This is a genomic window from Burkholderia paludis, assembly GCF_000732615.1.
In the GTDB taxonomy this organism is placed as follows: Bacteria; Pseudomonadota; Gammaproteobacteria; order Burkholderiales; family Burkholderiaceae; genus Burkholderia; species Burkholderia paludis.
Genome location: NZ_JPGL01000010.1, coordinates 175,656 through 202,117, shown reverse-complemented (window position 1 = coordinate 202,117; position 26,462 = coordinate 175,656). Strand labels below are relative to the sequence as shown.

Below are 26,462 nucleotides of genomic sequence, written 5' to 3'. Positions count from 1 at the left end.
GCGGCAAGCGGCGGAATGAACGCGCCGGCTTGATTCGCAATCCTTTGCATCCGACCCGGGACTGTCCCGGTCTGCCGCATGGCGGCAGGCATCTTTCGCGCGTGCCGTCACGCGCGCCACGGCCCCGCCATATTTTCCGGCCGTCCGTTCGGCCGGCTTTGGCCGCGTGCGTCCCGACCGGGACGCACGTGCGCGCCGAGCCGTTTTCCCTCTCCACCGACCCCGCGCGTCGATCCCGGCGCGACCGACGCCGCGTCAGTGTCGCTGCAGCTTGCCGCACCCGCCGGGCGACGCGTGCCCGATGCGCGCACGACTCCTCCCCCGGCGCGACCGCGGCGGCCTGCGCGTCGCCGGCCCGACAGCCGGCGGAAGTTCGCGTCCGTCAAGACAATTCGACAGCCCGTAAAAACAGTCCGTCCGGTCGGTAAACTTGCCCGCTCGCGGGGAATCGGTGCGGACGAATGCGGCAAATGATGGAGAGTTTCACGTCGCGTGAATCCCGTGCACGCGTCGATGGGTAAATCCGTATCGGCGAGAACGTTTGCGTGACGTCAAACCGGAATATTCGGCGATGAAACCGCGATTTAAATATGGTTTCGGGGCAGAAGGCTGCCCGCTCGTTCAATAAAGTCCATAAAAATCCCCACCGGAAACGCTTGCGGTAAATCGATGTGTATACGATGCCGGCACTCCGCCGCCGACTCGAATTCGGTAATTTCGAGGTAAAAATCGGTCGATTTTACATGCGGTCGTCGGCATTACCAGAAATTGCGACATGCCCGGTATTCACATGAAACATCCCGAATTACGCGATTGACCGGGGAGCGGGCCGCACGGGCGGGGGGCAAGGCGCAGCGGGGCGGGCGGCCGTCCGGTCCGGGCGAAATGCGGCGATGCGCGTTTCACATGAAGCGCCGCATTGCATTCCGAATGCCTGCTCCTTTTCTCGCTCCGGCCTTGCCAGCCGGTATTTTTGGCGTATCCAACGGATTCCGGTTCCTCGTACTCGGCCGCGGAAAGAACCGCCAACCATATTCCGGTTCAAAATCCCGCGTCAATGACGTGCATCAATTGTCTGCGGATTTGAATGAATGTATTGCGATCGGGTACGAAGAATCTTGAAAAAGGGCCATACCATCTGCTTGATTGATTCCGACAACAACACGGCGAAAACAGACATTGACAAATCGGCGGACGAGGGTCGCCCATATGATGCGGCGCAGAAAATCAGAAATGTAAGAAATTGTCAAAGGTCCGTAATAATGCAGACAGTGTCGAATCATTCATCGGCGGGGTTCACCGTGAATCGTGGTAGAGGCCCCGGTAACGGGCACCAACGCGCAAGCGTAATCGTGCTGTTGCTCGAGGGTTTTCCCATTATGCAGATGGGCAAGCTTGCCGCGGTTTTCGAACTCGCCAATCAACTCGGCCGTGCGGACGGCGCATTTGTCGACCACTACGAATTACGGCTCTATTCCGTGCACGGCGGGCCGGTCCGGTCGTCGTCGGGTGTCGGAATCTGGACGGACGCGGCCCGTACGCTCGACGCCAGCGTCGTGCATGCGATGTTCGTTCTGGGCGGGCAGGGCGGGATCGACGATCCCGACGAGCTCGACGAGCAGCTGATCGCCTGGCTGAGGTATGCGCACCGGCGTGCGCGTGTCGTCAGGGGCAGCAGCGGCGGCCGGAAGTTGCTCACGCAGATGCACCTGCCGCAGAAGGAGGTGGAGAAGGCCTCGCCCGACATGGATGGCGGCAGGGCTCTGCAGGTCGGACCCGACGCCGCCGACTATGCCGGCGACGAGGACGACGGGCCTTTCTCGGATGCGCTGTCGATCGTCCGGGTGGACATGGGCTACGAAGTCGCGCAGGAAATCGTGGCGTGCATGGTGTCCGGCGCGAACCGGAGGTTGACCGACGTGTTGTTCGGCGCGCGCGTCGCGCGGGCCAGCACGCTGATCCGGATGGCGGCGCATCACCTGCGCGTGAACAGTGAGAATCGCATCTCGATTGCGGAAGCGGCGCAGGCGGCGGCGATGAGCGAGCGCAATTTCCTGCGGCGCTTCAAGAACGAAATCGGCGTCACGCCCACCGAGTTCGTGCTGAGAATCCGCCTCGAAAAAGCCTGCCGCATGCTGATCGAGACGGATCTCCCCGCGGACAAGGTCGCGAGGCGCACCGGCCTGGGCAGCGGCGACCGGATGGCCAAGCTGTTTCGCCAGCACCTGCAGACCTCGCCGACCGAATACCGGACCGCCGCGCGAAAGGGCGGCGATGCGTCGGCGGAGATGCTGTACGCGTCGGATCTGAGCGACTGGATGAGCGGCACGACCTCCTAGGGCGCGTGGCGCGCCGACCGGTATCGATCCGCCGGATTCGATACCGTGCAAGCCGTTTCATGACGGATATTCGTGTTCAAGTAGAATTGCGAAGCCGTCATTCCGGAATAAAAACCGGATATTCGTCAATCAAAATGCGACGAAGTCGGATTCAGCCACAATCGTGGCGCGGTCCGACATGGCGCGTCAAAAGCACCCTTCCGCCGGATTAACTTATCGACTGGACTTTCGAGGAGGCGGCACCCCGGCACTCCTCGGAATTTTGCCTGCCGTGCTGCCGTGAGCGCACTGCGCAGGCCTTTTTATTCGTCGAGCCAGCATTCGCGCCGATCGCGTCCGGCCGGTGCTTGCCCGCATGTTCCGGGCGGCGAGCGAAGGATTCGGTCGCTGCCCGATGCGCCTGAAACGACCGGCGCGGTCCATCGAAATTCAATAACCGTTCGTCAATCGCTTCAGCGCGCGCTTGCCATTCGCGTGCGGAATTTCATTGCGCAATCGATGAAATGAATTGAATGAATTCGCGCGGAAATCGGCCTTGATTTGTTCCGCCATCAACAAGGCGAATTCGGACGCAAGCGGTAAAAGCGCGAATGGCGACGCATATGATGCGCTGCGGAAACATTGAAGCAACGACGTCGCGACGATCGCGCCGCGTTGAATGCGCATCGTGCCGGGCCGGAGAGGCCAGGGGGATGCGCATCGCATGCAGTGAAGACGTGAGGCGCCGACGCGCCGCGCGAACGGGTGTTGGACGATGAATTAGGAGTTCACATCAATGAATTCGTTGATCAATCGAGCGACCGATATCGGGCTGATTGTGCTGGGCGCGTTCATTCCCGCGTCGATCGGTGCGGCCGGCGGTGCGCGAGGGGCCCTGTTCGACGGCGCGCTGGTGGCGTTCGCCGCCGCGCTGGCGTTGACGGTATTTCCGGCGTGCGGCATCTACGAGCCGGCGCGCAAGCGATCGCCGTTGCGCGTGCTCGGCCGCACCGTGCTCGCCTGGAGCGTCGTGCAGGGCATGAGCACCGCGCTCCTGTACGTGCTGCATCGCGCACACGTGCTGTCGAGCGAATGGTTCGTGTACTGGACGCTCGCGAGCGGCATCGGCCTGATCGCCTTTCGCGCGCTGACGCTCGCGATCTTCGGCGCGATCGAGCGGGCGGGCGGCCAGGTTCGCGCGGCGGGCATCGCGCACGCCGACCGGTTCGGCCAGCAGGAATCCGGCCACGCGGCGGCAGGGCGAATCGGGCGGATGGTCAAGCGAAGCTTCGACCTGGCCGGCGCGTCGCTGTTGCTGGTCATGCTGGCGCCGGTCCTGTCGGGCATCGCCTGGACCGTGCGGCGCGACGGCGGCCCGGCGATCTTCGGTCACGAGCGGGTCGGCCGCAACGGCCGGCGGTTCAAATGCCTGAAATTCCGTTCGATGGTGACGAACGCCGATGCGGCGCTCAAGGCGCTGCTGGAGCGCGATCCCGACGCCCGCGCGGAATGGGATCGCGAGTTCAAGCTGAAGAACGACGTCCGCATCACGCCGGTCGGCCGGTTCCTGCGCAAGACGAGTCTCGACGAGCTGCCGCAACTGATCAACGTGCTGAGGGGCGACATGAGCCTGGTCGGGCCGCGCCCGATCGTCGAGGCCGAGCTCGAGCGCTACGGCACGGACGCGCGCTACTACCTGATGGCGAAGCCCGGCATGACCGGCCTCTGGCAGGTCAGCGGCAGGAACGACACCGACTATTCGACGCGCGTGTCGCTCGACGTGTCCTACGTGCGCGAATGGTCGCTGCGCCGCGATATCGGGATTCTGTTCCGGACGATCAACGTGGTGCTGCGCGGTTCGGGCGCGTACTAGCCGCGACGGGCCCGCGCGCCGGCAGGGGCGCGGGCGATCGCGGAAGGTGGCAGCAGGCAGCAAGTCCGATCTAGACAGGGGTGCTGTACACGCGTCGATGCGGCGCGTGGCGATCGGAGCAATTTCAAATTAGAACAGGTGAGAGGTTGTCATGCAGAGGTTGCGTCTCATGGTCGCGGCGCGTTGGTCCGCGCCGCGACGGCCGGCGCGTGCCGGTTCGCTTGCGGCGATCCTGCCGCTGTGCGCATTGCTGGGTGCGTGCGGTATCGCGCCGGGCATGCGCATGCAGCAGCCCGCGTCGATTCCGCTGCAAAGCGGCGCCACGCCGGCCGACAGCGCCGCGCTGCCGGTTCCGGTCACGAACATCGACCTGTCGCTGATCCGGCGGCTGCGCGATGCGGAGCACGGCGCGCGCGGCGACGCGCGCGACATCGTCGCCGCGCCGGGCGTCTACACGATCGGGCGCGGCGACGTGCTGCAGATCACGGTATGGGATCACCCGGAACTGGCGGCGGCGCTCGGTGCGCCCGCGCAGGCCGCGCCGCGCGCGGCGGATGCGGCGCCGGGTTTCGTCGTCGACCAGGACGGCACGCTGCAGTTTCCGTATGCGGGCCGGCTGCCGGTCGCGGGGCTCACGGCCGAACAGGTGCAGACGCAATTGACGCACCGTCTCGACAAGACCTTCAGGAATCCGCAGGTCACGGTGCGCATCGCGTCGTTTCGCGCAAAGCAGGTGTATATCGAGGGCGAGGTGCACACGCCGGGCACGCAGCCGCTCAACGACATCCCGATGACGCTGTACGACGCGATCGGGCGGGCCGGCGGCTTTGCGGCGTCGGCCGACCAGAGCCGGATCGTCCTCGTGCGCGACGGCGTCGAGCGCCGGATCGACCTGACCGAGATGGCCGAACAAGGACGCAATCCGTCGAAGATCGTGCTGAGGAACGGCGACCTGGTGCGCGTGCTGCCTCGCGACGAGAGCGGCGTGTTCGTGATGGGCGAGGTCAACAAGCCGGTCACGGCGATGCCGATGCGCAACGGCCGCCTGACGCTGAGCGAAGCGATTTCGCAGGCCGGCAGCCTCAATGCGAACACGGCCGACGCCGCGCAACTGTACGTGGTGCGCGGCATGCAGGACGAGCAGCCGCAGGTCTATCACCTCGATGCGCGCTCGCCGGTCGCGATGGTGCTGGCGAACCAGTTCCAGCTGAAGCCGAAGGACGTCGTGTATGTCGACGGCAACGGGCTCGTCCGGTTCAGCCGCGTGCTGAGCCTGTTGATGCCGGCCATCAACGCCGGCCTGACCGCGGCGATTGCGACCAAATGATCGAATCCATCCTGATCGTTTGCGAGGGCAACATCTGCCGCAGCCCGATGGCCGAAGCGATGCTGCGCCGGGCAATGCCCGGGCGCCGCGTCGTGTCCGCCGGACTGAACGCGCTGGTCGGCATGCCGGCCGCGCCGTATGCGCAGGACGTCATGCGCCTGCGCGGATTCGACGTGTCGACGCACCGCGCGCAGCAGATCGGCTTGTCGCTGTGCACCGAAGCCGACCTGATCCTCGTGATGGACCGGCGGCAGCGTGCGTCGCTCGAAAGCCAGTTCCCGTTCGTGCGCGGCCGCGTGTTCCGTATCGGCGAATACACGGATTTCGACGTGCACGACCCTTACCGCCAGCCCAGGTTCGTATTCGAACGCTGCGCGCGACTGATCGAGCTCGGCGTGTCCGAGTGGTCGAAGCGCCTGCGCATCGTCTGAACGCCCCACCGGAACACATTCGCCTCCTATCGTTGCCATGACCCAACCCTCCGCCCCGCCGCAGCACGCCGCCGAAGAAGGCGGCGAGACCGATTTCGTCGCGGTGCTCGACATCCTGCTGGAAAGCCGCTGGCTGATCGCGGCCGTCACGTGCGTATTCCTCGTCGCGGGCCTCGCATATGCGGTGCTCGGCAAGCCGGTGTTCGAAGCGAACATCATGGTCCAGGTCGAGGACAGCCCCGATACCTCCGCCGCCAAGTCGCTGCTGGGCGACGTGTCCGCGCTGTTCGACGTCAAGTCGTCGGCGGCCGCCGAACAGCAGATCCTCGCGTCGAGGCTGGTGGTCGAACGCGCGGTGGACAGGCTGCATCTGTTCATCGACGCATCGCCCAAACGCTTTCCGCTGATCGGCGACTGGATCGCGCGCCACGGCGACGGGCTGTCCGATCCCGGCCTGGCCGGAGTCGGCGGCTACGCATGGGGGCGCGAGCGCATCGACGTGTCGACGTTCGACGTGCCGCGCAAGAACGAAGGCGACAAGTTCGTGCTGACGAACCTGGGCGGCAAGCGCTATCGGCTCGAAGGCGGCGATTTCGACGCCGCGGTCGAGGGCACGGTCGGCACGCTGGAGCGGTTCCGCTCGCCGCGCGGCCCGGTCGCGCTGCGCGTCGACGCGATCGACGCGAAACCCGGCGCCGCGTTCGTGCTGGTTCGCAACTCGCGGCTGAAGACGATCGAGGATATCCGCGACCGCCTCAACGTGCAGGAGCGCGTGAAGCAATCGGACGTCGTCGTCGCCAGCCTGCAGGACACCGATCCGAAGTGGGTGAGCGACACGATGAACGAGATCGGCCGCCAGTACGTCCGGCAGAACATCGAGCGCAAATCGGCCGAGGCCGCGCAGTCGCTCGAATTCCTCAACGCCCAATTGCCGCAGCTCAAGGCGCAGTTGACCGATTCCGAGGCGCGCCTCACCCGCGTGCGCAACGAGCACGGGACGGTCGATCTCACCGAGGAAGCGAAGCTCGCGCTGGCGCAGAGCGCGGACGCGAAGACGCGCCTGCTCGAACTGCAGCAGAAGCGGCAGGAACTGATGTCCCGCTTCACCGAACGGCATCCGAGCGTGGCCGCGATCGACGAGCAGATCGCGGCGCTGGGCGGCTACCGGAACGCCGCCGAGCTCCAGATCCGGCGCCTGCCGGATCTTCAGCAGGAAACCGTGCGCCTGATGCTCGACGTGAAGGTCAACACCGATCTCTACACGGCGTTGCTGAACAACATGCAGCAACTGCAGCTCGTGCAGGCCGGCAAGGTCGGCAACGTGCGCCTCGTCGACACGGCGGCGGTGCCGGAGGTCGCGGTGCGGCCGAAGAAGGCGCTCGTCGCGCTGGCGTCGCTGCTGCTCGGGCTGCTCGCCGGCTGCGGCGCCGCGATCGTCCGCTCGATGCTGTTCCACGGCATCTCGGACCACAACGAGATCGAGCGCCGGCTCGGCCTTGCGGTCTACACGACCGTGCCGATCAGCGACCACCAGCGCGAGCTGGCCGAAGAGGCCGCACGCAAGCGCGGCCACAAGTCGGTCCTGTCGGTCGACTACCCGAACGAGCCGGCGGTGGAGTGCCTGAGAAGCCTGCGCACGGCGCTGCAGTTCGCGATGCTCGAGGCGAAGAACAACATCGTGCTGATCGCCGGCCCGGCGCCGGGCGTGGGCAAGACGTTCATCTCGTCGAACCTGGCGGTGGTGATGGCCAGCGCGGGCAAGCGCGTGCTGCTGATCGACGGCGACATCCGCAAGGGGCGGCTGCACGACTATCTCGGCTTGCCGCGCGGGCGCGGCTTCACCGAGCTGATCGCCGGAAGCGCCAACGTGGACGACGTGATGCATCGCGAGATCGTCGACGGCCTCGATTTCATCTCGACCGGGACGATACCGAAGCACCCGGCCGAACTGCTGCTGAACCGGAACCTCGCGCCGCTGGTCGACGCGCTGTCGTCGCGTTACGACATCGTCATCGTCGACTCGGCGCCCGTGCTCGCGGTGCCCGATGCCGGCATTCTCGGCGCGATCGCCGGCACGTCGCTGCTGGTCACGATGGCCGGCAAGACGAAGCTCGGCGAGATCGGCGAAGCGGCGAAGCGGTTCGCGCAAAACGGCATCCGCCTGAACGGCATCATCTTCAACGGCGTCAATCCGCGGCTCGGCCAGTACGGATACGGATCGAAGTACGGCGGATACCGGTACGTCTCCTATGAATACGGGATGCACGATGCGTGACGCGCGCACGATCGTCGACGGCGCGCCGCACGGGCGCAGCGGGGGCGGGCGATGATCAATCCACGGGATTCGATCGTTTCGCTGGCCGGCGTCGTGGTCGGGCAGATCGCGCTGTTCGCCTGCATCTTCGTGATCGGGCGACGGTTCGGCCCGGCGTCGCTCGGCCACTTCAACTACCTGCTCGCGCTGGCGACCTTCGCCGGCACGCTGCTGGCGTTCCGCTACGAGCTTGCGTGCGTCGACGACGATCCGCGCGAGTCGTTCAATGCGTTCGTCAACGTGACGGCGCTGGGCCTGGCCGTCGTGGCCGTGGCGGCGACGGCGATCGGCATCGCCGGCCGCGCCGACCTGCTGGTCGTCGCGGTCTATGCGCTGGCGTCGTTCGTGCAGCTGGCCGCGGCGTCGTACCTGAACAGCCTGCGGCGGTACGGATGGATCGCGGTGTCGCGCGTGGTCGTCAACGGCGCGTTTCTCGCCGGCCTCGTGCTGGCGCCGGCGTGCCGCGCATGTGCAGGCGGCGACGTATTCGACCTGTACGCGTGGGTGAGCGCGGCGGTCTCTCTCGCGATCGCCGCCGCGATCCTGCTGACCGGCTACCGGGCCGGCCATTCGTTCCGGCTGTCGCGCGGTTTCTTTGCCCGCAACCGCCGTTTCGCGCTGTACATCCTGCCGTCGACGCTGTGCGCATCGGTGCTGACGTATGCGCTGTCGATCGCGATACCGCACTGGTTCGACGCGCAGAGCGCCGGCTACTTCGCCGCCGCCTACCGGCTCGGGTTCTTTCCGGTCTCGCTGATCGCGCAGAGCGTCGGCGGCGTGTTCCGGCGCGACGCGATCGGCGCGATGGCGCGGCCGGACGCCGCCGCGACGGTGCCTCGGGTGTATCGCACCTACGCGCGTGCGCTCACGGTGCTCGCGGCCGTCTACATGGCGGGCGGGCTGCTGCTGTTCGGGCCGCTGGTCGACCTGTTCTTCGGCGACAGCTGGCGGGGTTCGGTCGGCTTCTATCGCAGCCTGATGCCGCTCTTCGGGCTTCAATTGATCTACGTGCCGCTGTCGCAGATCTTCCTCGCCACGCGCGCGCAGCGCACCGATTTCCTGTTCCAGCTGGCGTGCGGCACCAGTCTCGTCGGCGCGCTGGGCGTGGCGAGACTGACGGACCTGTCGGCCGCCGCCAGCGTGCAGCTGTTTTCGGTGACGGGCGCGGCGCTGATGGCGGCCGGCATCGCGCTGACGTACCGGGTACTCGACGCGAACCTGAACCGATCCCGTGCGCCCGCATGACGGCGCCGCCACGACGAACGAGCACACCATGATCCTGATAGTCATCGATTCCCTCCAGCGGTACGCCTTCGTCACCCGCCTGGTGAACGAGGTCCGGCACGAGTACGAGTTCGTGTTCCTGACGAGCGAACCCGTCGCGCATCTCGGCCTGCTGCGGCGCGGCTACCGGTCGGTGTACCTGAACCGCTTCCTGCCGGCCGACGAGCCGGACGCGCAGGCCGCCGACCGGACGCCGTACCGGTTGTCGATCGAGGTGTTGAACGGCCAGATGACGGAGGCGCGCGCGCGGCGCGAGTCGGCGGCGATCTTCCGGATCGCGTCGGAGCAGCTGCGCAGCCGGCGGGTCGACCTGTGCGTGATGTGGAACGGGCAGCAGCTCGTGTGCCGCGCGGTCAGGCAGGCGTGCACGGTGCACGACGTGGCGACCCGGTTCATCGAGATCTCGAATCTGCCGGGCAAGCTGTTCGCCGATTCGCTGGGCGTCAATGCGCTGTCGACCATCAGCCGGAACCCCGACGTCATCGATCGCCTGCCGCTGCCGGACGAGGAGACGCATGCCCGGTGGCTGTCGCGCTACGAGCACGACAAGCGGATGCCGCTGCCGCAGGCGCGGACGTCGCTGGCGCGCAAGGCGATGTCCACGGCCAACTACGTGCTGAAGGTGGCGAGCCGCGGGGTCGCCCGCAAGCGCCTCGCCAGCGTGCGCGCGCGCAACGGGATGCCGGCGCCGCGCCAGGCGGTGCACCTGCCGACCGAGACGCTGTCGAGCTGCCGCTACGTGTTCCTGCCGCTCCAGGTGTCCGGCGACACGCAGATCAGGCTGCATTCGGACGTCGGCAATCTCGACGCGATCCGCCAGGCGTTCGAGTTCGCGGCGAACGAGAGCGCCGACCTGTTCGTGAAGCTGCATCCGGCCGAGACCGATGCGGCCGAGATCGACGCGATCCTGCGCCTGCAGGAGACCTATCACTTCGAGATCGTCACGTCGCCGACCACGGACCTGCTCAGGCATGCGTACGCGGTCGTCACGATCAATTCGACGGTCGGGCTGGAGGCGATGCTGTACGGCAAGCGCGTGGTGTCGCTCGGGCGGTGCTTCTACAAGGAGTTCGACCGCGACCGCCTGCTGAAGTACATCCACTCGTTCCTGATCGACGGCATCGACTACTTCGGCACCGCGCGCATTCCGGCCGACGCGGCCCGGCGCGTATTCGCGGAGGCGAACTGACATGGCCGTCACCTTGCGCAACACCGTCGAGGCGATCGCCGAGGACTGCCGCTGCAACGCGTTCTTCAAGACGCGCTGCGTCGTGATCTTCTACCGGATCGTGCATTACCTCGCCTGCCGGAGCGCGTTCACGCTGGTGGCCGGCGCGCCGCTCATCGTGCTGTACATCGTGCTGTGCGACTGGCTGATGGGCATCGAGATCCCGGTGAAGACGAAGATCGGCAAGGGGCTCGCGCTTTATCACGGCACCGGCCTCGTGATCAACGGGTACACGGTGATCGGCGACTACTGCACGCTGCGGCACGGCGTGACCATTGGCAACACCATCCGCAAGGACGGCACGATCGGCGGCGTGCCGACGATCGGCGATCACGTGGAGTTCGGCGCGCACAGCGTCGTGCTCGGCGAGATCAGCGTCGGTCATCGCGCGCGCATCGGCGCCGGGGCCGTGGTGCTGAGCGACGTGCCCGACGGCTACGTCGCCGTCGGCGTCCCCGCGCGCATTCTCGACAACGGAAAGGAGCCGAAATGAGCGTCTTCATCCTGCATCCCGGCAAGGCGAACTATCCCGAGATCGCCGCCTACGGGCGTTGCCTGAGGGCCTACGGCTACGAGGTGTTCGACGGCGATCTCGACGCCTATGCGCGCTTTCCGGACCGGGATGCATGCATCCTGTGGTGCATCATGGGCTTCTATCGCGCGTTGCCGCCGGCCAGGTACGTGATTCACGACTATCGCTCGCTGTCGGTCGGCCGGCTCGCCGCGATGAAGGATCGCGTGAAGCGCGTGCTCAACGTCCGCCCCGACCTGCGGATCTTCCAGAATGCGCGCATGCGCGACGCGATGGCGTTCCGCGACGACGTGCGGACGCTGCTGCTGCCGATGGGCGTGCCGGACTGGATCTTCGATCCGGCCGCCAATGCCGCCGGCCCGGTGCACGCGGCCGCGGGCCGGTTCTGCTACATCGGCGAAATGAGCCGCGAGCGCGGTTTTCACAAGGTGCTGGCCGCCTACCGCGACGCGCGGCGCGACGCGGCCGACACGCTCGTGCTGGTCGGCCAGCCGGAGCCCGAAATCCAGGCGGCGTTCGGCGCGACGCCGGGCATCCGGTTCGTCGGCCGCGTGCCGCAGCCGGATGCGCTGCGCATCGTGCGCGACAGCGACTACGCGGTGTGCTTCTTTCCGTATCACCGCCCGCATTGCTTCCAGACCCCGACGAAGCTGCTCGAATACGCGTCGCTCGGCAAGAAGATCGTCTGCAACGACGCGCCGTCTAACGTGCGCACCGCGCACGAACTCGGCATCCAGTGCCACGTGACCGGCGCGGCGATCTTCGACGAACTGTTTCCGCTGTCGCGGATCCGCGCGCACCGCACCGACCCGGCCGCGATGAAGTCGCTCGAATGGGGGCGCGTCATCGAGCGCTCGGGCGTGCTGGCCCATATCGGCGCGGCGGCGCGTCGTTCATGAGGCCGGCGCCGATGAAGATCGTCCACATCGTCGAATCCAGCGCCACGGGCACGTTGTCGATGGTGTGCCTGATCGCCAATCGTCTCGCGCGCGAAGGCCATGACGTGCACGTCGTCTACTCGGTGCGGCCGGATACGCCGCCCGGGCTCGCCGCGATGTTCGATGCGCGCGTGACGTTGCATCACGTCCAGATGCAGGGGGCGAGCCTGTTGCGGAACGTGTTCCGGCTGCGCGCGATGCTGACGGCGCTCGGGCCGGACGTCGTGCATCTGCATTCGTCGATCGCGGGCTTCCTCGGGCGCCTGTCGACGCTGTTCGCGCTGCCGGGAACGGCGTTCTTCTACAGCCCGCACTGCATTTCGTTCATGCGCCGCGACATCTCGCAGTTGAAGCGCCTGGCATTCGTCGCGCTGGAGAGGCTCGCGTGTGCGCGGAAGTGTCTTTACGTGGCCTGTTCGGAAAGCGAGGGGCGGGCGATCCGCGCATGGCTGCGCCAGCCGGCGGTGGTGATCGAGAACGCGGTCGGCGACGGCGCGCCGCGCGCCGCTTCGGACGACACGCCGCCGGCGGCGGACGGCCCCGTGTGCGTGACGACCGTCGGCGGCGTGCGCACGCAAAAGGATCCCGCGCTGTTCGCGCGGATCGCGCACGGCATGCGCGGGCGCGGCATGCGGTTCGTCTGGATCGGCGACGGCGACGACGCGCTGAAGGCGCAGCTCGCGGATGCCGGCGTCGAGGTGACCGGGTGGCTGCCGCGCGACGAAGTGGCGCGCCGGCTCGAACGGGCGGACGTGTACCTGTCGACGTCGTCGTGGGAAGGCATGCCGGTGTCGGTCATCGAGGCGATGCTGGCCGGCCGGCCCGTCGTCGTGTCCGACTGCGCCGGCAACGTGGATGTCGTGCGTCATCTGCAGACCGGCGTGCTCTACGCGACGGCGGACGATGCGCTCGCGTGGCTGGAGCGCCTCGCCGGCGACCGCGCATTGCGCGGGGAGCTGGGCCGGCGCGCCGGCCGGGAAGCGCGCCGGCGTTTCGGCGAGGAACGCCTGTATGGCGAGCTCGCGCCGCTTTATGCTGCATGGGCGGCGCGCTGACGGTCGGCCCGGCCGCCCGGTCGCGCGGCATCCGCCGGCCTGCGACGCGAACGACGCCGATTCAATTTCATGGAGAACTGTATGAATGTATCGATCACGCCGGACATCACGGTGGGCAACGACCTGCCGTTCGTGCTGTTCGGCGGCCTCAACGTGCTCGAGAGCGTCGAGTTCACGCTCTACGTCTGCAGCCGGTACGTGGAAGTCACGCGCCGGCTCGGTATTCCGCTGGTGTTCAAGGCGTCCTTCGACAAGGCCAACCGCTCGTCGATCCACTCGTATCGCGGCGTGGGGTTCGACGAGGGCCTGCGGATCTTCGAGGAGATCAAGCTGCGGTTCGGCGTACCCGTGATCACGGACGTGCACGAGGTGTGGCAGGCCGAGCCGGCGTCGCAGGTCGTCGACGTGCTGCAGGTGCCGGCGTTCCTCGCGCGCCAGACGGATCTCGTCGTCGCGGTCGCGCGGACCGGCAACGTCGTCAACATCAAGAAGCCGCAGTACATGAGCCCGACGCAGATCGAGCACGTGGTGTCGAAGTGCCGCGAAGCCGGCAACGACCGCGTGATCGTGTGCGAACGCGGCACGTCCTTCGGTTACGACAATCTCGTCGTCGACATGCTGGGGTTCCGCCAGATGCGCGACGTGACGGGCGACTGCCCGGTGATCTTCGACGTCACGCACAGCCTGCAGATGCGCGATCCGGGCGGCGCCGCCTCGGGCGGCCGGCGGCGCCAGGTGCTCGATCTCGCGCGGGCCGGGATGGCGGTCGGGCTGGCCGGGCTGTTCCTCGAGGCGCACCCGGAGCCCGACCAGGCGCGCTGCGACGGCCCGAGCGCGCTGCCCCTCTCGCAGCTCGACGCGTTCCTGCAGCAGGTCAAGGCGGTGGACGACCTGGTCAAGCGGTTCCCGCCGCTCGATATCCGGTGAGCGGCGCGACGTATCGCGGGGCCGTGCGGCTGGTGCTGTTCGATGTCGACGGCGTCCTGACCGACGGCCTGCTGCACGTGACGGCCGAAGGCGAGGTCATGAAGCGCTTTCACGCGCACGACGGCGTGGCGATCGCGCTGCTGCGCGCGCACGGCATCCGCAGCGGCATCCTGTCGGGCAAGCACAGCGGCGCGCTGACCTGGCGGGCGCACGAGCTCGGCATGGACGTGCTCGTGACCGGCTGCAAGGACAAGGCGGCCTGCTATGCGGGCATCAAGGCGCGGCGGCAGATCGACGATCGCGAGATCGCCTACGTCGGCGACGACGTGAACGATCTCGCGGTCATCGAGCGCGTCGGCGTGTCGTATGCGCCGGCCGATGCGCATCACCTGGTCCGGACGCGCGTCGATCATGTCACGCGCGCGGCCGGCGGCCGCGGCGTGGCGCGCGAGGTGGCCGAGCATGTGCTGCTCGGCGCCGGCCTGTCGCTCGACGACGCATACCGGCCCTTACTCGAACAATGGAGCGGACGTGACGTCATTCAATAACGGGCGGCCGGTGCATGTCGTGATTCCGGCCCGATACGGCTCGACGCGCCTGCCGGGCAAGCCGCTCGTCGACCTCGGCGGCGAACCGATGATCGTCCGCGTGCATGCGCGCGTGAGCGGCGCGCTGCCCGGCGCGGACATCGTCGTCGCGATCGACGACGCGCGCATCGCGGAGGTGCTCGACGCGCGCGGCATCCGTTTCGCGATGACCGGCGCGCATCACGCGTCCGGCACCGACCGCGCGGCGGAAGTCGCGCGCGCGGCCGGCTGGCCCGCCGGCGACGCGGTGCTCAACGTGCAGGGCGACGAACCGCTCGTGCCCGGCGCGCTGCTGAAGGCCTTCGCGGCCTTTTGCGCCGCGCAGCCGGACCTCGGCGTCGCGACGGCGGCGTGCCCGGTCGACGAGGCCGCGCAGCTCGACGATCCGGGCATCGTCAAGCTCGTCGTCGATCGGCGCGGCCGCGCGCTGTACTTCTCGCGCGCGGCGATCCCGTTCTGTCGCGACGGCCGGCCGGCGGCCGTGGACGGCGGCGGGTTCCTGCGGCACATCGGTCTCTACGGTTATTCGAATAAGGCGTTGCAGGTGCTCGCGGGCACGGCGCAGTGCGAGCTGGAGCAGCTTGAAAAACTGGAGCAGTTGCGCGCGCTGTGGCTCGGCATGCCGATCGACGTGATGCGCTGGCCCGATGCGCCGCCGGCCGGTGTCGATACGCCCGACGACGTCGCGCGCGTCGTCTCCTTCCTCAAACGACATACCCATGATGCGACATAACCATATTGAATCCGCCCGGCAGGTCTTCGAGATCGAGTCGCGGGCATTGGCCGGCGTCGCCGCGCGTCTCGACGCGAATTTCGACGCGGCGGTCGAGACCATCCTCGGCTCGCGCGGCCGCGTCGTCGTGTGCGGCATGGGCAAGTCCGGCATCGTCGGCCGGAAGATCGCCGCGACGCTGTCGAGCACGGGTACGCCCGCTTTCTTCATGCATCCGGGCGAGGCCTATCACGGCGATCTCGGCATGGTGACGCCGGACGACGCGTTTCTCGCGATCTCGAATTCGGGAGAAACGGACGAGGTGATCAAGCTGATTCCGTTCCTGCGCAACAACGGCAACGACCTGATCGCGCTGACCGGCAATCCGTCGTCGACGCTCGCGTGCGCCGCGCGGATCCATCTCGACATCGGCGTCGAGCGCGAGGCCTGTCCGCTGCAACTGGCGCCGACCGCGTCGACCACGGCGACGCTCGCGATGGGCGATGCGCTGGCCGTGACGCTGATGCGCGCGCGTGGTTTCCAGCCCGAGCACTTCGCGCGCTTCCACCCGGGCGGCTCGCTCGGCCGCCGGCTGCTGTCCACGGTCGACGACGAAATGGCGTGCGGGGATCTGCCGTTCGTGACGGAGGAGACGTCGGCGCTCGACGTGCTGGATGCGATGACGCGCGGGCGGCTGGGCCTCGCGATCGTGAAGCGCGAGGCCGGCTGGGGCATCGTGACCGACGGCGACGTGCGCCGCGCGATCGAGCGGCACGGCGACGCCGTGCTGCGGCGCACGGCGGCCGACATGATGTCGGTCGAGCCGTCCACGGTGCCGCCCGGCACGCGGGTGGAGGACGCATTGCTGCTGATGCAGCAGCAGCGCATCGGCGCGCTGCTCGTCTCCGACGGCGCGCACATCGTCGGCGTCTTCAAGAAGTAGGCGCGGCGGCGGCCGCGCTACTGCAGGCTCTGCGTCAGCGCCCTCGGCGCGGCGTCCTGGCGGAAGCGCGGCACGCGCAGGAACGTGATGAAATTCGAGTCGTGCTGGCTCGCCGCGCCGCCTTCCGGATCGTCGAACGCCACGCGGAGCACCGCGATCAGGTCGTCGCCGTCGAATTGCCAGTCGACGTACTGGAAACCGTGCCGCTTCACGTCGGCGTGTTGCAGCACGACCCGCCGGGCGGTCCACTGCCTGAGATCGGGCGAGGACAGCAGCACCAGCGTGTTGCGCACGCGCTCGAGGTTCGCCCGCCCGACGCTCTTCGGCACCGCGTTCGTGATCGTCCAGTACTGCTTCGAGCGCGGGTCGAAGCGGATCGTGAATTTCTTGCCGGCGCCGGGCAGGTCGACGAAATCGCGCGCCGGGTCGAACGACAGCGTCCGGCCGTCCTCGCCCGTCGCGACCAGCGCGGCCTTCTCCGGGCCGTTGTCGGTGTTCACGCGCAGCATGACGGCCGGCGCCGCGCCGGGCCTGCCGACGACGTTGCCTTCCTCCCACGACTCGAAGCGGCCGTCGAGCCAGCGCCGGTCCGACGGCAGATGGACGGACGCACGCCAGTTGCGCGCGTCGAGCAGATCGCGATCGGCGGGCGCGGACATCACCAGCGCGCGCAGGTCGCCGTCCTCGACGCTTTCGTACGCGCGCCAGACCCGCCCGCGATCGACGAGAACCGGCACCGGCCCGGTGATATAGCGGCCCGCATACGGCAGCAGCCCGGTGGCGGCGTCGACCGGCGTGGTCCAGGTCGCGCCGCCGTCGTCGGAGCGGCGAATCGACGGCGTGCCCATCGAGCGGTTGGTGCCCATCAGGTACAGCGCGCCGCGCAGCACGAACAGCGACGACCAGTACTGGTCCGGCACGTCGTCGAGCTTCGACCAGGTCGCGCCCTTGTCGTGCGACGTGAAGACGGACACGCGGTTTTGCGCGGCGGCGGGGCCGAACGTGTCGCAGGTCGCGACGTAGTCGCCGTTCGGCAGCACGGCCAGCGACGGCGAGCCGAGATAGACGCGCGTGGCCGCCCGGCTGTGCGCGACGATCTGGCCCGGCGGCACGGGTGCCGGCGCGGGCGCGGCGTTCGAGGCCGTCGCCGTGCAGTACGCGCACAGCGCCGCGAGGATCGGCCGCTTCATCGCGGCCAGCTTCGGCAGGTACGGAAATGTGGTCATGTCATGTTTGCCAGCGGTTTGCCGCCGAATGCGCCCGGGTGCGGGCGCGCGGCGGCGCGCCTGCGTGGCGCGTCCTGGTCGGCCAGCACGACGAACAGCAGGATGGTGAGCCAGAGCATGCCATAGAGGACGTGATACTTGAACAGCAGGATCGGCAGCAGATACAACAGGTATTTCCGCCTGCCCCGGCGGCGAAACAGCACGAACAGCGTGCCGATGAACGCGACGGACCCGGCGGCGCCCGCCGCGAACACGAGGTAGATGTAGAACGAGCTGTCCCGCACCTGGTAGCCGCGCAGATGGGTTTTCCCGACGTTGTTGCGTTCGTCCCAGAACAGGCCGCCGCCGAACACGCCGGCGACGACGTCGCGCTCGGTCAGTTCGGTCAGCACGAGCGTGCGGCTGCCCACCGCGTCGTAGTCGACGGACTGGTTGACGCGCTGGTCGTACACGCCGTAGAGCCACGGGACGCACGCCAGCGCGACGGCGACGACGGCGATCCGGGCCCCGATCCGCCCGCGCCCGGCGAGGACGTGCAGCCCGCACAGCGCCGCGCACACGACCATCGAGGCGATCGAGAAGCTCAGCAGCGCGGTGGCGAACGCGACCACCGGCGCGAGCGTGACGCGCCGCTGCGACAGCAGCAGGATCACCGCGCTCGGGACGACGGTCATTGCATAGAAGGACGGTTCGGAATACAGGCCCAGCGCACGGATCGAAATCAGGCTGTCGCTGAGTGCCTTGGTCGCGTAGAGCGCTTCGGAATCGGATTCGCGGACATAGCTGTCGAAGTCGATGAAGTGGCCCGTCGCGAGGTAGAAGACGAGCTGAAACGTGAAGAACGCGGCGTGGACGTAGATGAGCGTCCGGCACGCCGTGTCGAGCGAATGCCGCGTGAGCACGCCGCCGGCGAACATCCAGTAGCTCAGTGCGATATACGTCTGGATCAGCACGAACTTGATGTAGAAGTTCAGGTAGAAATCGCCGAACGCGGACAGGATGAACGCGACGCAGGTGCTGATCAGCCAGTACGTGCACACCGGAAACAGGTGCCGCTGGCGCGTCGTCAGGGTCGGCGCCCGGAGAAAGGCGAGCGCGCACAGCAGGAAATACGCGGCGAAGGTTGCCCGTACGCTGAACGCATTGAGGGAGAAGAACAATACGCTGGCTGAAAATAGCAAGGTCGACATGCATGCGCCCGATCGGAGAGTGCGGATGCGCCGCGTGACGGCCGTTGCGGCGCCGCGCGGCGAGGTGCCGTGCGACGCGGGCGGCATGGCTGCCGGGCAGCGCCGGCTCGCCGGTTCGCACGCGGAACGCGCGCGTCGTTCGGCACGAAGCGGTTCCGGCGATCAAGCATAGACGGCCGGGCGGCGGGGCGAACGCGGCCGTCCGATCGCGGCGGGGTTCTGTCGGTTTCCGGCAGGGTCCGTCCCGCGGAGGGCGCCGGTGCGGGTGCGCTCCGGCGGGCCGGGCGGGCGCCGCGCGGCGCGGCCGCCCGGGGCCGTCCGGGGCCGCGACCGTCAAGGCGGCATCGCGTAGCGTCCGCACAGAAACGGCGAGTACAGTTCGATCGCCGCCTGGATCGGCGCGTGATGTCCATACGCGACGGCCGACACGGCAAGCAGCGACGCGGCGGCGAGCAGCCGATACCGGGGCGCGATGCGCGGCGCGCCATGCCGCCGCACGAACGACAGCGCGACCGCCGAGCCGACGATCCAGCCGGCGACGACTTCCGACGGCGTATGCGCGTCGTCGATCACGCGCGCGACGCCGATCAGCGCGCCGAGCGCCAGCCCGAGCGCGAGCGACGCGCCGGGCCGCAACCGCGCGCAGCCGGCCAGCGCGAGCGCGCAGGTCATCGGCCATACCGCCGCCGCCAGCATCGTGTGTCCGCTGATCACGCGGAAGTCGATCGCGCGGATCTGGATGCCGCAGCCGGCGTACAGCGTCTTGGTGGCGCCGACCAGCGCCATGCCCGCGGCAAGCATCAGCGTCCACGCGGCCGCCCCATGCCGCCCGGCGTTCGACCGCGTCAGCCAGCCGATGCACGCGACGGCAAGCGGCAGCGTCACCGCCGCATCGCCGAGATCGCTGACGGCCACCCACATGAACGGGCTCCCGGCGGCTATGCGCTCAGGCGGCCAGCAGCGCCGACATGCGCGTGGCCAGGAAGCTTTCGAAATCCGCGGCCACTTCCGGGTGGCGCAGCGCGAATTCGACCGTCGCCTTCAGATAGCCGAGCTTGCTGCCGCAATCGAAGCGCGTGCCGTCGTAGCGATGCGCGAGCACCTGTTCGTCGGTCAGCAGCGACTGGATCGCGTCCGTCAGCTGCAATTCGCCGCCGGCGCCCGGACGCAGCGCGCGCAGGTGTTCGAACACCTTCGGCTTGAGCACGTAGCGGCCGACGACGCCGAAATTCGACGGCGCCTTCGTGGGCTCCGGCTTCTCGACGATTCCGGACAGCTTGAACAGGTTGTCTTCCCAGCGCTTGCCGTCGATGACGCCGTACGACTTCGACGCCTCGGGCGCGATCTCTTCCACGCCGATCACCGACGCATGGTAGTGATCGAAGACGTCGATCATCTGGCGCAGCACAGGCGTCGGGCCGTCGAGCAGGTCGTCGGCGAGGATCACCGCGAACGGCTGGTCGCCGACCAGCTTTTCCGCGCACAGCACCGCGTGGCCGAGCCCCAGCGCTTCGGCCTGGCGAACGTAGAAGCAGTCGACATGGCTCGGCTTGATGCTGCGCACGAGCGACAGCAGCTTTTCCTTGCCGCGCGCCTCGAGTTCGGCCTCGATCTCGTAGGATTTGTCGAAGTGGTCCTCGATCGCGCGCTTGCTGCGGCCGGTCACGAAGATCATTTCGGTGATGCCGGCGTCAATGGCTTCCTCGACCGCGTATTGAATGAGCGGCTTGTCCACGACAGGCAGCATCTCCTTCGGGCTGGCCTTGGTCGCAGGCAGAAATCGCGTGCCGAGACCGGCAACCGGAAATACGGCTTTCGTCACTTTCAACATGATTTTCGAATTCCATCCGTTCAGGGCTGTGAACAACAATGCGGGGCGCAAGCGGCGGCGCGGGAATTCCGTCGTCGCTCGCCGGCGTCGTGCCGCGCGTCAATGAATCCGCGCGCCGTCGGAAAATCGTAGGGACATTCCGGTTCGGGGGAGTGACCGAATCTAGGTCGATTCCGACAAAGGCGAATCGCGCGTTTCGAATACGCAATGGCGGCTTTACGGTGTGTCGGATGCCATCTAGGAATTGTCGGCATGACGCCGGCCGCGTGACATAGATTCAGGCATCTACTACTGGACGGGCCGGTCGCGGCGCCGCGCATCGCGGCCGCGGCGCCGCCGTCGCGCGGGAGCGGCCATGACCGGACACGGCGATATCTTCGATGCAATCGCGGAATTCAACCGCGCCTATCTCGTGCTTGCGCAACGCATGTTGCGTACCGACTTCGAGCAGGGCAAGCGGCAATTGGGGATTCCGGACGACGTCGCCGCGTCCATCGCCGCATTGACGCAGCAGCAGATCGATGAGATTGCGGAAAGCGGCGAATTGTTCTGCGAATTCCGCAGTGAAAACGCGCCGGGCCGCGCGTGAATCGTTTTTTGTTTTTTTAATGGATGGCCGGCGGCGCTTTTCACGATGTTGCATCGCACATCGACGGCGGTCGTATTGCCGCGCTCGTCCGGTCCTTTTGAAACGCCATGAATCAATGGAGGAAGTGCATGTCCGGTTATCGCGAATTGAAGGCGCAAGCCGACGCTTTGATGAAGCGCGTCGAGGAGGCGCGGCTCGCCGAACTCGAGAACGTGATACAGGAGGTTCGCAACCGGGTCGCCGAATACGGGCTGACCGCCAGCCAGATATTCGGCCGCTCGGCCGGCGCCGGAACGAGGCGGGGCCGCAAGGCCGCCGCCGCGCCCAGGTATCGCGACCCGAAAACCGGCGCGACCTGGAACGGACGCGGCCGCGAGCCCGGCTGGATCAAGGGCGGCCGTCGCGAGCGTTTCCTGATCGAGCGCAGCGCGGGTTGAGCGCGCGGCGCGCGAGCCGCTTACGGATAGTCGGTGAAGCGCGACGTCGGCGCGGGCAGCGCCGGTGTCGCATACCCCGGCACGCTCGCGCGGAATTGCTGCAATAGCCCGTTGTCGATGCGGCTCAGCCCGTTGAGCTGCAACTGCACCAGCACGCGCGTCCCGGTGGTCGGCGACGTGGTGCTGTTGTAGTTGGTGTATTTCTGCAGCGCGAAGCTGACGGCCCAGCAGTCGGCCGCATACTGGAAACCGAGCAGCCCGCTCACCAGCCGGTGCGCGGCGAGGTCGTAGTCGACCGAGCCGACGCCCGACAGCGCATGCGTGAGCGGCCATTGCGCGGACAGCAGCACCTGGTTCTCGGGCTCGTCGTCGAGCGTCGCGTTCGCGCGCGCATACAGGTAGGCGAGATTGATCACCTTGCCGTCGGCCGGCTTCCAGTCGATGCCGGCCATGGCCTGGGTCAGCTCGTTGCTCGACTGGTTGTATTCGGCCGCCTGCTGCAGTTCGAGGCCGGCGCCGATATGGAGCGCCGCGCCGCCGATCACGCTGGACGGCCCGACCGTCGGCGGCGTGTCGCCCGGCATCGTGACCTGCGACGTACGGAAGTCGTACGCCTGCGCGAGCACGAAGCGCGCCAGCTCGACGCCGCTGCCGGCATCGATGAAGCGCGTGGTGACGCCCGCCGTCAGCCGGTTCATGTCGCTCACGCGATCGCCGCCGACGAAGCGGTTGCTCGTGAAGATCTCCGCGAGACCGAAGTCGAGCGGCGCGGTGTCGAACACCGGTGCGAAGGTCTGGTTGCGGTACGGCGTATAGACGTAGTACAGCCTCGGTTCGAGCGTCTGGATCATGTCGACGCCGAACAGCCGCACCGCGCGCTCGAACGTGGCGCTCATGTCGAGGCTCGCGGTCGGCACGTTGACGGTGAAGTTCTTCGGCTGGCCGGCCGGTGCGTCGCTGCCGATCGACGTCAGGTCGTACGACGCCGCATGCCACTGCAGCTTCGGTATCACCGACCAGCCGGGCGACAGGATCGGGTAGCTGACGTAGGTGTCGAACGTCATCCGGTTGCCTTCGGTCGAATCGGCGGTCGGGATCGTGAAGCGCGTCGCGTCGACATCGGCGCCGAAATCGAAGCCGCCGGCGTCGTAGCGCGTGTATTTCGCGTTGAGCTCCGGTTCGCGGTTGTAGGGCGGCGTGGTCGTGAACGACTGCCAGTTCTGCACGCGAGCGAGCACCGACCACGGGCCGTGGTTGTACGTGACGCCCGCCTCCTGCTGGAACAGCGTCTGCGAGCCGACGACGAGCGAGTTGGCGCTCGAGAAATCCGACGGGACCGACGCGTCGGACACGCGGTTGTAGTTCGTGTACGCGGCGAAGCCGTTGCCGAGGTCCTCGCGGTGCTGGAATGCGATCGAGTAGCGGTTGGTGTGCGTCGTCGCGTCGTCGGGCAGTACGCTGGCGGACAGCGAGCCGGAATAGGTCGAGCCCAGGTAGCGGTAGTCGGTCGTCAGCATCGCGCCGCGCTTGGTCATCAGCCGCGGCGTGACGGTCAGGTCGTAGTTGGGCGCCAGGTTGAAGTAGATCGGGACGGCGATGTCATAGCCGTTCGTCGAGCTGATCGCGAACGTGGGCGGCAGGATGCCGCTCTTGCGCGCGTCGTTCAGCGGAAACGACATCCACGGCGACGCGAACACCGGCACACCCGCGAAGAAGAGGATGCCGTCGTGCGCGACGCCGATACCCGCCGCATTGTCGAGATCGAGCCGCGACGCCCGGAGATACCACGCCGGATCGTCCGAGCAATGGCACGTCGTGTACGTGCCGTCGTAGACCACTTCGCGCGTGTCGTCGAGCAGGTCGACCCGCGTGCCGGAGCCCGAGCCGCCCGTCAGGTTGAAGCGGTAGTGGGGCGCCGTCATCGTTCCCGCGAAGCTGTCGAGCTGCAGGTGCGCGTCGGGGCCGGCGAACGCGTTGCCGTCGTGAACCACGAGCACGTGGCCGTACGCGTCGGTCATGTCCGTGTCGGCGTCGTAGTGGATCGCGTCCGCCTTCACGACCGACGGGCCGCGCCGCAGTTCGGCGTTGCCGTGCAGCGACAGGTCCTGGTCGACGGTGCCGCTGGCGGCCGCGCCGATCCCGAACGTCGTCGCGGCCTGGCCCGGCGCGAGCGGATGCTCGACGAGCTGCGACGCGATGCGCAGCCCCCATGCGTCGCCGATCCGGTACGGCTCGGCGGCGGCGTTCTGCAACTGCGCGTCGGCATCGCGCGGGGTGCAGAGCGCGACCGACAGCGCGACGTCGACGAGCAACGCGACCGCGCCGGCGCGCAGGCGCGCGACGATGCCGCCGCGTGGAGCGGAGCGCGGGCCGCGCGCGGGTTCAGAACGACGTGCCAATCTGGAACTGGAACTTCTGGTACTGGTCGCCGCTGTGGTGAACGATCGGCAGCGCATAGTCGATCTTCAGCGGGCCGATCGGCGAGATCCATTCGAGCCCGAGGCCGTAGCTGTACCGCAGCCCGTTCGCGCCGACGCTGTTGCCTTCGGTGCCCCACACGTTGCCGCCGTCCACGAACGTGAAGACGCGCAGCGTGCGGTCGTAGCCGGTGCCCGGCAGCGGGACGGTCATCTCGATGTTGCCGACCACCATCCTCGAGCCGCCGATCGGGTCGCCCGTCGTCGCGTCGCGCGGGCCGAGCGAGTTGGGCTCGTAGCCGCGCACGGAGCCGATGCCGCCCGCGAAGTAGTTCTTGAAGATCGGGTAGGGCTCGCCGCCGAGGCCGTTGCCGTAGCCGGCCTGGAAGTTCATGCCGAGCACGAGGCCGCGCGCGAACGAGTGGTAGTACTGCGCCTGCACGTCGGTCTTGTAGTACGACACGGAGCCGATCGGCGTGCCGTATTCGGCGTTCGCCTGCAGGTAGTAGCCGTGCCCCGGAATCAGCACGCTGTCGCGCATGTCGCGCGACCAGCCGACCGTGAAGGGCGCGACGTTCGACACGCGGCCGAACGTCTTCACGTAGTCGAGATAGCTCTGCGGGGTCGTCGAATCGACGTCGAGGCGATCCTGTTCGAGCCCGAGTCCGAAGTACACCATGTCGGTCTCGGAGAACGGGATGCCGAACTTCGTGTCCGCCCCGTACGAGATGATCCGGAAGCTCGTGTCGCTCGTGCTCGAGTAGTAGAGCGGTTGCGTCGTCCGGTAGTACACGTCGGTGATGCGCTTGACGCCGTCGATCGTGAAGTACGGATCGGTCTGCGACAGGCTCAGGGTGCGCATCGTCGTCGCGGTGTTCGCGTTGACGGCGATCGTCTGGCCGCTGCCGAACACGTTGTCCTGCGACACGCCGGCCGAGATGATCGGGCCTTCGCCCGATCCGTAGCCGAGGCCGAGCGAGATCGTGCCGGTCGGTTTCTCGGTCACTTTCACCTGCACGTCGACCTGGTCGGCGGTGCCTTCCACCGGCACGGTCGTCACGTCCACGTCGGTGAAATAGCCGAGACGGTTGATGCGATCCTTCGACAGCTTGAGCCGCGACGAATCGAACCACGCATCCTCCATCTGGCGCATCTCGCGGCGGATCACCTCGTCGCGCGTGCGCGTGTTGCCCGAAATGTCGATGTGCCGCACGTAGACGCGCTTGCCCGGCGTGACCTGCAGCGTGAGGTCGACCGTGTGATGTTGCTGGTCGATCTGCGGCACGGTATTGATCGTCGCGAACGCGTAGCCGTATTCGCCGAGCTTGTCGATCAGCGCCTGCGTCGTGTCCTTGAGTTTCGCCGCGGAGAAGCGCTCGCCGGCGTGGATCGCGACGATGCGGTTCAGTTCGGCCTCGCGATCGAGCAGGTCGCCGGCCAGCCGGATGCCGGAGATCGTGTAGGGATCGCCCTCGTGCAGCGTGATGGTCAGGTCCATGTCCTTGCGGTCCGGCGACAGCGACACCTGGGTCGAGTCGATGTTGAACTCCAGGTAGCCGCGATCGAGGTAGTAGGCGCGCACGGCGTCGAGATCGGTCGCGAGCTTGTCCTTCGAGTACAGGTCGTCCTTCGTGTACCAGGAGAACCAGTTCGGCGTCGACATCTGCATTTCGTCGCGCAGCGTCGCGTCGCTGAACACGTGATTGCCGATGAAGGCGACCTGCCGGATCTTCGCGCTCGGCCCTTCGATGACGGAAAACAGCAGCGCCACCCGGTTGCGGTCGATCGGGCTTACCGTCGTGGTCACTTCGGCCGCGTAGTAGCCGCGCGTCAGGTACTGGCGCTTGAGCTCCTGCTCGGCCTTGCTGACGAGCGACGGGTCGTACGCATGCCCGGACACCAGCCCGACCGACTTCATCGCCTTCTCGATCGCGTCCCGGTCGAACTCGTGCAGCCCGGCGAAGTCGATCGTGCCGATCACCGAGCGCTCGACGACGTTCACGATCACGACGTTGCCTTCCGTGCCGATCCGCACGTCGTTGAAGAAGCCGGTCGCGTAGAGCGCGCGGATCGCGGCCGACGCCTTGTCGTCGGTGAAGGTGTCGCCGATCTTGAACGGCAGATACGAGAACACGGTGCCGGACTCGATGCGCGTCAGACCCTCGACACGGATGTCGTGGATCGCGAAGCCGCTCGACGCCGGCGCATCGGGCGCCGCTTGCGCAGCCGGTGCCGGTTGCGCGTGAACGGAAAATGCAGCCGGCGCGAGCCAGCAAAGCCGGGCAAGCCAGCCGAACCTCATC

Annotated in this window: 24 protein-coding genes; 17 read left to right on the top strand and 7 right to left on the bottom strand. The window is 67.5% G+C overall.

Annotated elements, in window-relative coordinates:
* The first annotated feature begins 906 nt into the window (after nt 1–906).
* Nucleotides 907–1,122, top strand: a complete 216-nt coding sequence (locus GQ56_RS44030) for a hypothetical protein (protein WP_152601668.1) — start codon at nt 907–909, stop codon at nt 1,120–1,122.
* A gap of 230 nt (nt 1,123–1,352) precedes the next feature.
* The gene (locus GQ56_RS0107050) at nt 1,353–2,339 is read left to right on the top strand and encodes a helix-turn-helix domain-containing protein (RefSeq protein WP_407638580.1); all 987 of its coding nucleotides are present in this window, start codon (nt 1,353–1,355) and stop codon (nt 2,337–2,339) included.
* Nucleotides 2,340–2,768: 429 nt separating this feature from the next.
* On the opposite strand, the gene GQ56_RS0107045 is transcribed toward GQ56_RS0107050, so the two are convergent.
* Complete coding sequence (locus GQ56_RS0107045) at nt 2,769–3,005, bottom strand: hypothetical protein (protein WP_031397977.1); 237 nt, start codon at nt 3,003–3,005, stop codon at nt 2,769–2,771.
* Nucleotides 3,006–3,114: 109 nt separating this feature from the next.
* On the opposite strand from GQ56_RS0107045, the gene GQ56_RS0107040 reads away from it, so the two are divergent.
* The 13 genes from GQ56_RS0107040 (at nt 3,115) to GQ56_RS0106980 (ending at nt 16,469) form a co-directional block, all read left to right on the top strand.
* Nucleotides 3,115–4,191 (top strand): sugar transferase, encoded by a 1,077-nt coding sequence (locus tag GQ56_RS0107040; RefSeq protein ID WP_031397976.1) that lies wholly within the window; start codon nt 3,115–3,117, stop codon nt 4,189–4,191.
* A 151-nt stretch (nt 4,192–4,342) separates the two neighbouring features.
* Nucleotides 4,343–5,518 carry a polysaccharide biosynthesis/export family protein gene (locus GQ56_RS0107035; RefSeq protein ID WP_052001507.1) on the top strand — a complete coding sequence of 392 codons (1,176 nt, stop codon included), beginning with the start codon at nt 4,343–4,345 and terminating at the stop codon, nt 5,516–5,518.
* Nucleotides 5,515–5,949 carry a low molecular weight protein-tyrosine-phosphatase gene (locus tag GQ56_RS0107030; RefSeq protein WP_031397974.1) on the top strand — a complete coding sequence of 145 codons (435 nt, stop codon included), beginning with the start codon at nt 5,515–5,517 and terminating at the stop codon, nt 5,947–5,949. Before GQ56_RS0107035 ends, GQ56_RS0107030 begins: the two co-directional genes overlap by 4 nt.
* Before the next feature lie 37 nt (nt 5,950–5,986).
* Nucleotides 5,987–8,224: a polysaccharide biosynthesis tyrosine autokinase gene (locus GQ56_RS0107025; RefSeq protein WP_031397973.1), complete on the top strand. Its 2,238-nt coding sequence runs from the start codon at nt 5,987–5,989 to the stop codon at nt 8,222–8,224.
* Between the two features lie 51 nt (nt 8,225–8,275).
* On the top strand, nt 8,276–9,508 hold the full coding sequence (locus tag GQ56_RS0107020) for a lipopolysaccharide biosynthesis protein (protein WP_031397972.1): 1,233 nt from the start codon (nt 8,276–8,278) through the stop codon (nt 9,506–9,508).
* 28 nt (nt 9,509–9,536) lie between these two features.
* Nucleotides 9,537–10,736 (top strand): capsular polysaccharide export protein, LipB/KpsS family, encoded by a 1,200-nt coding sequence (locus GQ56_RS0107015; protein WP_031397971.1) that lies wholly within the window; start codon nt 9,537–9,539, stop codon nt 10,734–10,736.
* Nucleotide 10,737: 1 nt separating this feature from the next.
* Nucleotides 10,738–11,268 carry a serine O-acetyltransferase gene (locus GQ56_RS0107010; RefSeq protein WP_031397970.1) on the top strand — a complete coding sequence of 177 codons (531 nt, stop codon included), beginning with the start codon at nt 10,738–10,740 and terminating at the stop codon, nt 11,266–11,268.
* On the top strand, nt 11,265–12,206 hold the full coding sequence (locus GQ56_RS0107005; protein ID WP_031397969.1) for a glycosyltransferase: 942 nt from the start codon (nt 11,265–11,267) through the stop codon (nt 12,204–12,206). Before GQ56_RS0107010 ends, GQ56_RS0107005 begins: the two co-directional genes overlap by 4 nt.
* Nucleotides 12,203–13,300, top strand: coding sequence for a glycosyltransferase (locus tag GQ56_RS0107000; protein ID WP_407638579.1), 1,098 nt, complete (start codon nt 12,203–12,205; stop codon nt 13,298–13,300). The genes GQ56_RS0107005 and GQ56_RS0107000 overlap by 4 nt, the downstream gene beginning before the upstream one ends.
* A gap of 81 nt (nt 13,301–13,381) precedes the next feature.
* Nucleotides 13,382–14,227 carry a 3-deoxy-8-phosphooctulonate synthase gene (kdsA, locus tag GQ56_RS0106995; RefSeq protein ID WP_031397967.1) on the top strand — a complete coding sequence of 282 codons (846 nt, stop codon included), beginning with the start codon at nt 13,382–13,384 and terminating at the stop codon, nt 14,225–14,227.
* On the top strand, nt 14,224–14,775 hold the full coding sequence (locus GQ56_RS0106990) for a KdsC family phosphatase (protein ID WP_031397966.1): 552 nt from the start codon (nt 14,224–14,226) through the stop codon (nt 14,773–14,775). The genes kdsA and GQ56_RS0106990 overlap by 4 nt, the downstream gene beginning before the upstream one ends.
* The gene (kdsB, locus tag GQ56_RS0106985; protein ID WP_031397965.1) at nt 14,759–15,547 is read left to right on the top strand and encodes a 3-deoxy-manno-octulosonate cytidylyltransferase; all 789 of its coding nucleotides are present in this window, start codon (nt 14,759–14,761) and stop codon (nt 15,545–15,547) included. Before GQ56_RS0106990 ends, kdsB begins: the two co-directional genes overlap by 17 nt.
* A complete protein-coding gene (locus GQ56_RS0106980) occupies nt 15,534–16,469 on the top strand; it encodes a KpsF/GutQ family sugar-phosphate isomerase (RefSeq protein ID WP_031397964.1) in 936 nt (311 codons plus the stop codon). Before kdsB ends, GQ56_RS0106980 begins: the two co-directional genes overlap by 14 nt.
* 17 nt (nt 16,470–16,486) lie before the next feature.
* Here GQ56_RS0106980 and GQ56_RS0106975 read toward each other — a convergent pair whose 3' ends face one another.
* The 4 genes from GQ56_RS0106975 to galU form a co-directional block, all read right to left on the bottom strand.
* Nucleotides 16,487–17,659 (bottom strand): sialidase family protein, encoded by a 1,173-nt coding sequence (locus tag GQ56_RS0106975; RefSeq protein ID WP_031397963.1) that lies wholly within the window; start codon nt 17,657–17,659, stop codon nt 16,487–16,489.
* 32 nt (nt 17,660–17,691) lie between these two features.
* Nucleotides 17,692–18,885, bottom strand: a complete 1,194-nt coding sequence (locus GQ56_RS0106970) for a hypothetical protein (RefSeq protein ID WP_031397962.1) — start codon at nt 18,883–18,885, stop codon at nt 17,692–17,694.
* Between the two features lie 333 nt (nt 18,886–19,218).
* Entirely contained in the window at nt 19,219–19,806 is a 588-nt protein-coding gene (locus GQ56_RS0106960; RefSeq protein ID WP_031397961.1) for a phosphatase PAP2 family protein, read from the bottom strand.
* Between the two features lie 25 nt (nt 19,807–19,831).
* Complete coding sequence (galU, locus tag GQ56_RS0106955; protein WP_031397960.1) at nt 19,832–20,716, bottom strand: UTP--glucose-1-phosphate uridylyltransferase GalU; 885 nt, start codon at nt 20,714–20,716, stop codon at nt 19,832–19,834.
* 355 nt (nt 20,717–21,071) lie between these two features.
* Here galU and GQ56_RS0106950 point away from each other — a divergent pair, with 355 nt between their 5' ends.
* Both GQ56_RS0106950 and GQ56_RS0106945 read left to right on the top strand, forming a co-directional pair.
* Nucleotides 21,072–21,305 carry a flagellar transcriptional regulator FlhD gene (locus tag GQ56_RS0106950; protein WP_031397959.1) on the top strand — a complete coding sequence of 78 codons (234 nt, stop codon included), beginning with the start codon at nt 21,072–21,074 and terminating at the stop codon, nt 21,303–21,305.
* A gap of 128 nt (nt 21,306–21,433) precedes the next feature.
* A complete protein-coding gene (locus GQ56_RS0106945; RefSeq protein WP_031397958.1) occupies nt 21,434–21,742 on the top strand; it encodes an H-NS histone family protein in 309 nt (102 codons plus the stop codon).
* 20 nt (nt 21,743–21,762) lie between these two features.
* On the opposite strand, the gene GQ56_RS0106940 is transcribed toward GQ56_RS0106945, so the two are convergent.
* Both GQ56_RS0106940 and bamA read right to left on the bottom strand, forming a co-directional pair.
* The gene (locus tag GQ56_RS0106940) at nt 21,763–24,141 is read right to left on the bottom strand and encodes an LPS-assembly protein LptD (protein ID WP_235212647.1); all 2,379 of its coding nucleotides are present in this window, start codon (nt 24,139–24,141) and stop codon (nt 21,763–21,765) included.
* The gene (gene bamA / locus GQ56_RS0106935) at nt 24,125–26,461 is read right to left on the bottom strand and encodes an outer membrane protein assembly factor BamA (RefSeq protein ID WP_031397956.1); all 2,337 of its coding nucleotides are present in this window, start codon (nt 26,459–26,461) and stop codon (nt 24,125–24,127) included. Before bamA ends, GQ56_RS0106940 begins: the two co-directional genes overlap by 17 nt.
* Between the last annotated feature and the right edge of the window lies 1 nt (nt 26,462).

Coding starts and splice junctions, on each gene's coding strand:
- bamA (WP_031397956.1), bottom strand. CDS start 26,461: ATGAGGTTCGGCTGGCTTGCCCGGCTTTGCTGGCTCGCGCCGGCTGCA.
- GQ56_RS0107035 (WP_052001507.1), top strand. CDS start 4,343: ATGCAGAGGTTGCGTCTCATGGTCGCGGCGCGTTGGTCCGCGCCGCGA.
- GQ56_RS0107010 (WP_031397970.1), top strand. CDS start 10,738: ATGGCCGTCACCTTGCGCAACACCGTCGAGGCGATCGCCGAGGACTGC.
- GQ56_RS0106960 (WP_031397961.1), bottom strand. CDS start 19,806: ATGTGGGTGGCCGTCAGCGATCTCGGCGATGCGGCGGTGACGCTGCCG.
- GQ56_RS0107045 (WP_031397977.1), bottom strand. CDS start 3,005: ATGCGCATTCAACGCGGCGCGATCGTCGCGACGTCGTTGCTTCAATGT.
- GQ56_RS0107040 (WP_031397976.1), top strand. CDS start 3,115: ATGAATTCGTTGATCAATCGAGCGACCGATATCGGGCTGATTGTGCTG.
- GQ56_RS0106950 (WP_031397959.1), top strand. CDS start 21,072: ATGACCGGACACGGCGATATCTTCGATGCAATCGCGGAATTCAACCGC.
- GQ56_RS0107030 (WP_031397974.1), top strand. CDS start 5,515: ATGATCGAATCCATCCTGATCGTTTGCGAGGGCAACATCTGCCGCAGC.
- GQ56_RS0107015 (WP_031397971.1), top strand. CDS start 9,537: ATGATCCTGATAGTCATCGATTCCCTCCAGCGGTACGCCTTCGTCACC.
- GQ56_RS0106980 (WP_031397964.1), top strand. CDS start 15,534: ATGATGCGACATAACCATATTGAATCCGCCCGGCAGGTCTTCGAGATC.
- GQ56_RS0107000 (WP_407638579.1), top strand. CDS start 12,203: ATGAGGCCGGCGCCGATGAAGATCGTCCACATCGTCGAATCCAGCGCC.
- GQ56_RS0107025 (WP_031397973.1), top strand. CDS start 5,987: ATGACCCAACCCTCCGCCCCGCCGCAGCACGCCGCCGAAGAAGGCGGC.
- GQ56_RS0106975 (WP_031397963.1), bottom strand. CDS start 17,659: ATGAAGCGGCCGATCCTCGCGGCGCTGTGCGCGTACTGCACGGCGACG.
- kdsA (WP_031397967.1), top strand. CDS start 13,382: ATGAATGTATCGATCACGCCGGACATCACGGTGGGCAACGACCTGCCG.
- GQ56_RS0107020 (WP_031397972.1), top strand. CDS start 8,276: ATGATCAATCCACGGGATTCGATCGTTTCGCTGGCCGGCGTCGTGGTC.
- galU (WP_031397960.1), bottom strand. CDS start 20,716: ATGTTGAAAGTGACGAAAGCCGTATTTCCGGTTGCCGGTCTCGGCACG.
- GQ56_RS0107005 (WP_031397969.1), top strand. CDS start 11,265: ATGAGCGTCTTCATCCTGCATCCCGGCAAGGCGAACTATCCCGAGATC.
- GQ56_RS0106970 (WP_031397962.1), bottom strand. CDS start 18,885: ATGTCGACCTTGCTATTTTCAGCCAGCGTATTGTTCTTCTCCCTCAAT.
- GQ56_RS44030 (WP_152601668.1), top strand. CDS start 907: ATGAAGCGCCGCATTGCATTCCGAATGCCTGCTCCTTTTCTCGCTCCG.
- GQ56_RS0106945 (WP_031397958.1), top strand. CDS start 21,434: ATGTCCGGTTATCGCGAATTGAAGGCGCAAGCCGACGCTTTGATGAAG.